This is a genomic window from Glutamicibacter sp. (assembly GCF_032154645.1).
Classification (GTDB): Bacteria; Actinomycetota; Actinomycetes; order Actinomycetales; family Micrococcaceae; genus Glutamicibacter.
On record NZ_JALDXV010000005.1, the window covers coordinates 175,877 to 185,223 of the forward strand.

The window sequence follows — 9,347 nt, forward strand, 5'->3', positions numbered from 1 at the left end:
ATCAGCAACGCGCCGGTCGTGAAAGACCGGCGCGTTGCCATACTGAAATTCCCTGCTAGCTGGAATTCAGTCAGTGCCTTTGGCTACTTCGCGTCACGCTGTGCGATAGCCGCCGCCACCAGACCTGCAAACAGCGGATGCGGGCGGGTTGGGCGGCTGGAGAGCTCTGGGTGAGCCTGGGTTGAGACGTAGTAAGGATGTACATCCTTTGGCAGCTCCACGAACTCAACCAAGCTGTCGTCCGGCGACGTTCCCGAGAAGACTAGGCCGTCTTCTTCAAGCTGTGCACGATAGGCGTTGTTGACTTCGTAACGGTGACGATGGCGTTCGGCCACATCGGTCTTGCCGTAGGTCTCGGCTACTACGGAGCCTTCCTTCAGCTTGGCATCGTAGAGGCCCAGGCGCATGGTTCCGCCAAGGTCGCCCTTGCCGTCGACGATTGCCAGCTGCTCTTCCATGGTGGCGATCACCGGGACCGAGGTCTCCGGGTCGAATTCGGTGGAAGAAGCATCGGTCAGTCCGGATACGTTACGGGCGTATTCGATGACCATCGACTGCAGGCCGAGACAGAGACCCAAAGTAGGCAGCTGGTGCTCGCGGGCGAACTTCAGTGCGCCGAGCTTGCCTTCCAGACCGCGGATGCCGAAGCCTCCGGGAACACAAATGGCGTCCGCCCCGGCAAGAGCCTTTTGGGCCCCGGCATCGGTTGCGCAGTCATCTGCTGGCACCCAAGTGATGTTTACCTTGGCTTCATTGGCAAAGCCGCCGGCCTTCAGCGCCTCGGTCACCGAAAGGTAGGCATCCGGAAGGTCGATGTACTTGCCGACCAGGGCCACATTGACCTCAGTCTTGGGGTTGTGAACAACGTCCAGCAGACGGTCCCAGTCTTCCCAATCAACGTCGCGGAACTTCATGTCGAGGTTCTGCACGATGTAGGCGTCGAGACCCTGAGCGTGGATGACCTTTGGAATGTTGTAGATGCTTGGCGCATCGGCGCAGTTGATAACTGCTTCGGTGTCCACATCGCAGGTTCGACCAAGCTTGGCGCGCATTTCATCAGGAATTGGGCGATCCGAACGGATGACCAATGCATCTGGCTGAATACCGATAGAGCGCAGTGCCGCCACCGAGTGCTGGGTAGGCTTGGTCTTCAGCTCGTGGCTTGGACCGATGAAGGGAACCAGCGAGACATGAACGAAGAAAGCATTCTTACGGCCAATGTCCTGACGCACCTGACGCGCCGCTTCAAGGAATGGCTGGGACTCGATATCGCCAACGGTGCCGCCGATTTCGGTGATGATGACATCCGGAGCGGTCTTGCCGGCACCTGGTTCGGTAGCGGCTAAGCGCATGCGGCGCTTGATCTCATCGGTGATGTGAGGGATGACCTGCACGGTGTCGCCCAGGTACTCTCCGCGGCGTTCACGTTCAAGAACAGTGGAGTACACCTGACCGGTGGTTACATTGGCGGTTCCTGGAAGATTTTCATCAAGGAAGCGCTCATAGTGTCCAATATCCAGGTCGGTTTCTGCACCGTCATCGGTAACGAAGACTTCACCGTGCTGGAATGGGTTCATGGTACCTGGATCAACGTTCAGGTACGGATCGAGCTTCTGCATGGTCACAGAAAGACCACGAGCTCGAAGAAGATGTCCGAGGCTGGATGCCGTCAAACCCTTACCCAGGGATGAGGCCACGCCACCGGTGACGAAGATATGCTTTGTCGTTTCAGACGACCGAGAATCACGAGTTAAATTACGCTGCACCACGGAATTTCATCCTATCACCATTCCAACAATAAACATCCACATTTACTGTAGTGCACGCTGTGGCATTGCCCTAGCATGCACCGTAAATTGCCTATCCACCGCGTAATTTAGGACTTTTTGCCGGTATCCGCGGTGAGCGAAGACACTAACCGCTGGGCGTCGGACAGCAGCTCCTCGGCATGTGCCTGAGCCGTGTCGGACTCTTCTTGGCCGGCGAGCATCCGCGCCAGCTCACGGACGCGGGCAGGTTCGTCGAGCATGATGACATCGCTGGCGGTAAAGCCTGCCCCTGCGTTTGACTTGGCATCGGAGTTCTTAATGACGCGGATGTGGCGGTCTGCATAGGCGGCGACCTGTGGCAGGTGGGTCACCACGATGACCTGCACATGCCGGGCGAGCATTGCCAGACGTTCGCCGATGCTCACTGCAGCCTTGCCGCCAACACCCTGGTCGACCTCGTCGAATACGAAGGTAGGGACAGGATCAACGGCCGCCAGTACGACCTCGATGGCGAGCATGACTCGTGACAGCTCACCGCCGCTGGCTCCTTTGCCCAGCGGACGAGGCGCAGCTCCCGCATGCGGAGCGAGCAGCATCGCGATGGCGTCTTGGCCGAAGGCTCCAGGCTCTTCCAGCTCGTTGACTTCAATGACCAGCTTTGCATCGGGCATGGCCAGGGCGGTCAACTCAGCAGACACTCTGGTGGATAGCTTTTTGGCCGCCCGTCGGCGGGCATCGCTCAAATCAGAGGACAGGGCAGCGACCTTTTGTTCCAGCGCAACGACTTCGGCTTCGAGTTCCTCGATGCGAGAATCGTCTCCCCCAAGCTCGTCCAGGCGTTTGCGGGAGGTTTCAGCCCACGCGATCACCTCATCGATGCTCGGCGCATATTTGCGCATGAGCTTACCTAGCTCAGCCCGGCGGGACTCGATCTGGGCTAGGAGCTCTGGACCTTCTTCGTCCAGGTCGGCGACGTATCCGGAGAGGTCGCTTGAAAGTTCGGCGGCAAGGATCCCCAGTTCCGCGGCGCGGTCGGCAAAACCTGCAAGCGCTGCGTCATCGCCGCTGGCTTGGGCCAGCACTCCCCGCGCCGTCTCGACGAGGGTCGTTACCCCAGGATTCTCAAAATCCTCGGAGTCCAGCACAGCTTGTGCCTGCAGGCTGGCATTGCGCAACGACTCGATGTTCCCGAGCTTTATCGACTGCTCGCGCAGGGTTTCATCTTCTCCCGGCTGCGGGTCAAGCGAGTCAATTTCATCCAGCGCCAGCCGTAGGTTTTCCGCTTCACGCACTCGATTGCGGGAATCCTGTTTCAGCATCGCCAGTTCTTTGGCGGCCGAGCGCCAGAGCCGGTAGTTGCGCTGATAGCTGGACAGGGTGCGCGCCAGGGAGGAACCTGCAAATCGATCCAGCGCGTCGCGCTGCGCGCCAGGCTCCTTGAGGCGTATCTGGTCCGACTGGCCGTGAACGGCCACAAGTTCCTGCCCGAGTTCAGCCAAGAGGCCTACCGGAGCGCTACGCCCGCCCACGGTGGCGCGGGAACGGCCCTGGGAAGAGAGGGAGCGGGACAATAGGAGTTCACTGCAACCGTCGGCGGGCTCGATGAACGCGCCGGCCTGTGCCGCGGCGTCGAGCACGTGATGGTCCGGGTCCAGATGGACCACCGCTTCCGCCAAGGCATGATCCGCCCCGTTGCGCACAGCGCCTGCGTCAGCTCGACGCCCCAGCAGCAGCGAGAGCGCAGTAATCACCATCGTCTTACCGGCACCGGTTTCGCCGGTCACCACGGTCAGCCCGGGTCCCAGCGGTAGGGTGGCGTTGGTGATGACACCGAGGTTGGAGATCGAGATTTCCTGAATCATGGCCTGCTCCCGAAAGTCGAGTTCATGTTCGATCGTGCAGGATTAGTATATGTGTTCTAAGCGTATTTTCGTAGCTACATTCGAAGATGTTGAAAACTCGCGGCGAGATCCGAACGGTGCTAGTGCTCCTGGTGGCCGTCATCGGTGCGTCCGACCATGGGGATGCTCGGCTCATCCTTGTGATGCGGTTCGACGCTCTGCATGCCCGGAACAAGCACCGGCAGGGCCGTGGTGGCGGGCCTGCGCTTGTCATCCTTGGCTGGACCGCGCCAGCCGGTAATCGGCAGTTCGAACTTATTGACGAGTCGTTCGGAGAACGGCGTAGTGTTCATGCGGGCCAGCTTCACCGGCGTGTCGCTGCGAGTCACCTCAATGCGGGCTCCGGGTGGCAGGTCGAGGGTACGACGCCCGTCGCACCACAGCACGGCGCCGGCCTCGGTACGGGTCAGCATCTCCACTGCCATGGTGGAGGTCGGCGATACCACCAGTGGTTTGGCAAACAGCGCGTGCGCCGAAATCGGAACCATGATCAGCGCCGCAACATCCGGCCACACCACTGGTCCGCCTGCGGAAAAGGAATAGGCGGTCGACCCGGTTGGCGTCGCCATCACCACCCCGTCGCAGCCGAAGGTTGAGATCGGGCGGCCGTCGACCTCGATGACTACCTCGACCATTCGCTCGCGGTTTGCCTTTTCTACCGCCGCTTCGTTCAGCGCCCAGGTTTCGGCGAGGCACACATTGTCGAGCCAGACCTTCACCTCGATGGTCATCCGCTCTTCCACGGTGTAGTCCTTGTTCACCAATGCCCGCACGGTAGCTTCAAGCTCGCTGCGCTCGGCTTCGGCTAGGAAGCCGACATGGCCCAAATTCACGCCCACCAGCGGAAGCGCAGTACCTCGAACGAGTTCAGCGGCGCGAAGCACCGAGCCGTCGCCGCCGAGCACAACTCCCATGTCGACGTCTTCTAGAGTGCAGTCTGTATCCAGAATCTGGACTCCCGGGACCGGCTGCCCCACCGCCTGCGTCATCGCTTCCTGGTCCTTGGCGCGCATTACCGGGATGACACCCGAGGCGGAGAGTAGCGTGCAGGTTTCAAGGGTTGCGACTACCGCTTCTTTACGTCCGGTATGGGTGAAGACAAGAATTCGGCGCAAGGCGGTGTGCCCCTCTCAACGATGATGGGTGCTTCAGGTCGGCCGCGCCGAAGTCCGGGTCATTGCGCCGGCCTCGCTGCGACAGTTCTAAGAATAGTCAACGCTCTGGAGCATTGCAGAGTTTGCCACGTCATCTTCGGTATCTTCTTGGGTCCCGATCAGTTCCGGGTCGGCGGCAAGCCAGAGGAAGAACTCGGCGTTGCCATCCTGTCCCGCCAGTGGACTTCGCGCCAGTCCGCGCAGTGCCAAACCCACCTGATTTGCCTTGGCAACCACTGCTTGCACGGCGCTGCGGCGAAGCTGAGGATTGCTGACGACGCCTGTGCGGTTCAGAAATTCACGGCCGACCTCAAATTGCGGCTTCACCATGAGCACCAGCGACCCGCCGGGCTTGGTAGCCTTGGCAAGGGCTTCGAGCACCAGCGTCAGTGAAATGAATGACAAGTCTGCTACTACTAGGTCGACAACTCCACCAATAGATTCCGGCTCCAGGTAGCGAACATTCAACCCTTCATAGACCACCACGCGTGAGTCTTCACGAATCTGGGCGACTAACTGCCCATGTCCGACGTCAGCTGCGACGACCTGAGCAGCACCGCGGCGCAGCAGGACATCGGTAAACCCGCCGGTGGAGGCGCCTGCATCGAGGCAGCGCAGGCCTTTGGGTGAGATAGTGGTGAATACATCTAGTGCGCCGGCGAGTTTGTGCCCAGCCCGGGAAACATACTCCTCGCCTTCGGCGGCGGCGACAAGGATTGCCACATCGGCCGCAACCTTCTTTGACGCCTTGGTACAGGGTGCTCCGTCAAGGCTCACGCGCTGCGCCTCAATCAGCTTTCCCGCCTCGGTACGAGACCGCGCTAGCCCCCTGGAAACGAGTTCTTGATCAAGCCGGTTCATGCTCCTCCGTGCTCCGAGCTGTTAAGTTCCTGTTGCAATCCCGAGAGCAACTGTTCGTAGATTTGCGCATGATCTGTGACATCGTGATCCGCTAGGGAGGAGAGTGAGGCTTCCAGCTGCTCTGGGTCAATATGCTCAACTCGCTGGGCTATGTGCCCTGGTGTCGCTGGCCGCGGAGTTGTTTCGTACTGGCTCATGAACGCTCCCCCGTGGCGCGGCGAAGCATCTGGAGGCCGCGTGCGGTGAAAACGATGTCCGGGTTCTCATGCGTCTGCTGACGCGGGTGGGCCAGCCACCATGCGTGGCAGGCAGCGCGCCAGGCATTGAGGTCGGACTCGTTGCCGTCCACCTCGATCGCCCCATTCTTTATTCGTGCGACGGCTTCGCCCACCTGGACCCCATAGCCAAGCACCTTGATGGTGGGGTAAGGCCGATAGATTGAAGCGAGCGTAGAAATCAGGTAGTTCGGACGCTCTTGAACCGGCGCACCGAGAGCCGTCTGCGGGGTGTCGACGCCGGTGAGCACCAAGGCGGTGGAGAATCCTGCATGGAATCCACCCAGGATATCTGTGTCCAGACGATCACCGAGCACCAGCGGCCGCTTGGCGTCCAGACGATCTGCAGCCCTGCTGAAGAGGTAGGATTCTGGTTTGCCCGCCACCCTAGGGGTGACGCCGGTGGCCAGCTTCACTGCGTGAACAAGCGAACCATTGCCAGGAGCGATGCCCTCGGCACGCGGAATGGTCAGGTCCGTGTTCGTCGCAACCCATTTGGCACCGTTATTGATTGCATAGGATGCCTGAGCAAGATCATTCCACGAAACTTCTGGGTCGAATCCCTGGATCACAGCCACAGGCTCGTCCTTGTGGGATTCGACCACGTCGAGACCCCGTACCGCGATGCATTCACGCAGGTACGGGGACCCGACAACCAACACCTTGCTGCCCGGATTCAGTTCTCGGGCAAGCATTTCCGCCCCGGCATCCGCCGAGCCGAATACCTGCTCCGCACTGGTCTTCACGCCCAACTTGCGCAGGTGAGCCGCGACAGACATCGGCGAACGCCCCGCATTGTTCGTTATGAAGGCGTGCGCGACGTTGACTTCCGCCAGTGTATTCAGCGATTCAACTGCGTCATCGATGGGATCTGGGCCGGCGTAAACCACGCCGTCCAAATCTGAGAGGACTGCATCAAATCCGGAGATCAGCATGAGGTGGTGGTTCCTACTTCTCGAAGCTAACTAGTACTACTGCGAGTCTACGTCGTACTAGTTCTCTTCGCCGTCCTTGGCCGCTGCATCTTCAGTGGAAGCCTCGTCGACGGGGGCTGAAGGCACAACCTCGCTCAGTCCGTCCTCTTCGTCAACGCCAACCTGCTCGGATTCCTCGTCCCCGTCGACAGCCGGCTCGTCAACCTCTTCAGACTCAGCCTCCACCAGATCGCGGGCGCGTGGGGTTTCTTCCTCGTCATCGTCCATTTCTGGAGCCAGGTCAACGATGAAGGACTCAATCTCTTCTTCGATGCCTAGGGCACGCTCGGCAACGCTGACCTGCTTTTCCCAGCGGGCGGCTTCCTCTGCACGCCCGGCGGCCTGCAGCAGCTCGGCGTAAACTGCGAACAGACGCGGGCTGAAGGAGAATGCACGGTTGAAGTCCAGCTGTTCCAGGGACTCAAGTTCAGCCAGCGCACGATCCAATTTGCCGAGGTCCGCGTAGCAACCGGCGACGACGATCTGCATCTCGACCTTGACTGCCGGTTCCAGGTTTGCGCACTCGTCGGAGTGCGCCAACTCGATGGCCTTTTCAACTCGGCCAAGTCCACGCAGGGAGTCGGCAATCAACGGCAGGTTGTAATCCGAACCCGAGATACGACGATGGGTGCGCAGCTCGCGAAGTGAATCAGCGTATTTGCCCGCGTGGTAGGCTGCGATGCCAACCGCTTCACGTACGACCGCAACACGGCCACCGCGACGCGAGGCTGCCAGGGTGTGCTCGTAGGCAAGCTCTGGATCATCTTCCAGCAGACGCCCTGCCATCACCAGGTGCTTTGCAACCCACGACGCCGAGCGATCTTCCAGGTAACGCAGCTGGGCGCGGGCAACGCGGTCCAGCTCTTTGCCTGTGACATCTTCGTCGATTTCCGGGGACTGGGCACGGTCCGAACGGTTGGAAATTCGCAGGTCGCCCGGGTTGTGAGCACGCGGTGACTGAGCCTGTGGATCCTCGAACTTCTTCTGTTCGCGGGGCTTGTCATTGTGTGGTCGCGAATCGGAGCGCTTAAAATCGCCGCGGTTGTCATCGCGACGTTTAAAGTCGCCACGGTTTTCATCGCGGCGTTTGAAGTCGCCACGGTTTTCATCGCGACGCTTGAAGTCACCGCGGTTTTCATCGCGACGCTTGAAGTCACCGCGGTTGTCATCGCGACGCTTGAAGTCACCGCGGTTGTCGTCACGGCGCTTGAAGTCACCGCGGTTGTCGTCGTTGCGACGGTAGCCACCACGATCGTCATTGCGGTCACCGCGGAAACCGCCACGGTTATCATCGCGACGCTTGAAGTCACCACGGTTGTCGTCGTTGCGACGGTAGCCACCACGATCGTCATTGCGGTCACCGCGGAAACCGCCACGGTTATCATCGCGACGCTTGAAGTCACCACGGTTGTCGTCGTTGCGACGGTAGCCACCACGGTCATCGTTGCGGTCACCGCGGAAACCACCACGGTTATCATCCCGACGCTTGAAGTCACCGCGGTTGTCGTCGTTGCGACGGTAGCCACCACGGTCATCGTTGCGGTCACCGCGGAAACCACCACGGTTATCATCCCGACGCTTGAAATCGCCGCGATTGTCGTCGTTGCGACGGTAGCCACCGCGGTTGTCGTCACGACGTTTAAAGTCACCGCGGTTGTCATCGCGGCGCTTGAAGTCACCGCGGTTGTCGTCACGGCGCTTGAAGTCACCGCGGTTGTCATCGCGACGCTTGAAGTCACCGCGGTTGTCGTCGCGTCGCTTGAAATCGCCGCGGTTGTCGTCGTTGCGACGGTAGCCACCACGGTCATCGTTAAGGTCACCGCGGAAACCGCCACGGTTATCATCCCGGCGCTTGAAGTCACCACGGTTGTCGTCGTTGCGACGGTAGCCACCACGGTCATCGCGGAAACCGCCACGGTTGTCGTCGTTGCGGTCACCGCGGAAACCACCACGGTTATCATCCCGACGCTTGACATCACTCTTAGAATTGTTGTGGCTTGAATCTGAGTTCCGGAAGCCGCCTTGTCCATGGTCAGAACTACGGCGGAAATCGTTAGACATTTAATGTCCCCTTCAGCGGATATCTCTATACCGCAACCTTCGTGCCTGGATACAGGTCACTTCACTATTAACTAATAAACACGCTCATATGCGTGTACGACTTCCATTAAGTTTACGGGAGTAACCGCACTTCCCCTAGAGAATCATTAGTAATGTGGCCAGACACTCAGTCCTCAATAGATTTATTCTGGACCCTTTTAGTTCCACGGTCAGCTCATACTGAACCGCGCCCCGTGCTTTAACCACAAAAAAGAGGGCCCACCAGGACCCCCAAACACCCACCTAGCTAACCCGACCGGTTAAACGGGTGAGGCTCCAACACCACAGTGTTAGAGCCTCAAACCCACTTTAG

At 59.8% G+C, this 9,347-nt stretch carries 8 protein-coding genes; 1 reads left to right on the forward strand and 7 read right to left on the reverse strand.

Annotation, left to right across the window (positions count from 1 at the left end):
• Window positions 1–83 precede the first annotated feature (83 nt).
• The 7 genes from RUH64_RS06800 to RUH64_RS06830 form a co-directional block, all read right to left on the reverse strand.
• Window positions 84–1,769: a CTP synthase gene (locus RUH64_RS06800; protein ID WP_313812318.1), complete on the reverse strand. Its 1,686-nt coding sequence runs from the start codon at window positions 1,767–1,769 to the stop codon at window positions 84–86.
• 107 nt (window positions 1,770–1,876) lie between these two features.
• On the reverse strand, window positions 1,877–3,631 hold the full coding sequence (gene recN / locus RUH64_RS06805) for a DNA repair protein RecN (RefSeq protein ID WP_313812319.1): 1,755 nt from the start codon (window positions 3,629–3,631) through the stop codon (window positions 1,877–1,879).
• 119 nt (window positions 3,632–3,750) lie between these two features.
• A complete protein-coding gene (locus tag RUH64_RS06810; protein WP_313812320.1) occupies window positions 3,751–4,785 on the reverse strand; it encodes an NAD kinase in 1,035 nt (344 codons plus the stop codon).
• Between the two features lie 87 nt (window positions 4,786–4,872).
• The gene (locus RUH64_RS06815) at window positions 4,873–5,685 is read right to left on the reverse strand and encodes a TlyA family RNA methyltransferase (RefSeq protein ID WP_313812322.1); all 813 of its coding nucleotides are present in this window, start codon (window positions 5,683–5,685) and stop codon (window positions 4,873–4,875) included.
• Window positions 5,682–5,882 carry a hypothetical protein gene (locus RUH64_RS06820; RefSeq protein ID WP_313812323.1) on the reverse strand — a complete coding sequence of 67 codons (201 nt, stop codon included), beginning with the start codon at window positions 5,880–5,882 and terminating at the stop codon, window positions 5,682–5,684. The genes RUH64_RS06815 and RUH64_RS06820 overlap by 4 nt, the downstream gene beginning before the upstream one ends.
• Window positions 5,879–6,895 carry an HAD-IIA family hydrolase gene (locus RUH64_RS06825; RefSeq protein ID WP_313812325.1) on the reverse strand — a complete coding sequence of 339 codons (1,017 nt, stop codon included), beginning with the start codon at window positions 6,893–6,895 and terminating at the stop codon, window positions 5,879–5,881. Before RUH64_RS06825 ends, RUH64_RS06820 begins: the two co-directional genes overlap by 4 nt.
• 57 nt (window positions 6,896–6,952) lie before the next feature.
• Window positions 6,953–7,720: a hypothetical protein gene (locus tag RUH64_RS06830; RefSeq protein WP_313812327.1), complete on the reverse strand. Its 768-nt coding sequence runs from the start codon at window positions 7,718–7,720 to the stop codon at window positions 6,953–6,955.
• Between the two features lie 219 nt (window positions 7,721–7,939).
• Here RUH64_RS06830 and RUH64_RS06835 point away from each other — a divergent pair, with 219 nt between their 5' ends.
• Window positions 7,940–8,935 (forward strand): hypothetical protein, encoded by a 996-nt coding sequence (locus tag RUH64_RS06835; RefSeq protein WP_313812329.1) that lies wholly within the window; start codon window positions 7,940–7,942, stop codon window positions 8,933–8,935.
• Window positions 8,936–9,347 lie beyond the last annotated feature (412 nt).

Excerpts from the sequence above, each read along its gene's own strand:
- recN (WP_313812319.1), bottom strand. The coding sequence starts at position 3,631 with ATGATTCAGGAAATCTCGATCTCCAACCTCGGTGTCATCACCAACGCC.
- RUH64_RS06815 (WP_313812322.1), bottom strand. The coding sequence starts at position 5,685 with ATGAACCGGCTTGATCAAGAACTCGTTTCCAGGGGGCTAGCGCGGTCT.
- RUH64_RS06820 (WP_313812323.1), bottom strand. The coding sequence starts at position 5,882 with ATGAGCCAGTACGAAACAACTCCGCGGCCAGCGACACCAGGGCACATA.
- RUH64_RS06825 (WP_313812325.1), bottom strand. The coding sequence starts at position 6,895 with ATGCTGATCTCCGGATTTGATGCAGTCCTCTCAGATTTGGACGGCGTG.
- RUH64_RS06830 (WP_313812327.1), bottom strand. The coding sequence starts at position 7,720 with ATGGCAGGGCGTCTGCTGGAAGATGATCCAGAGCTTGCCTACGAGCAC.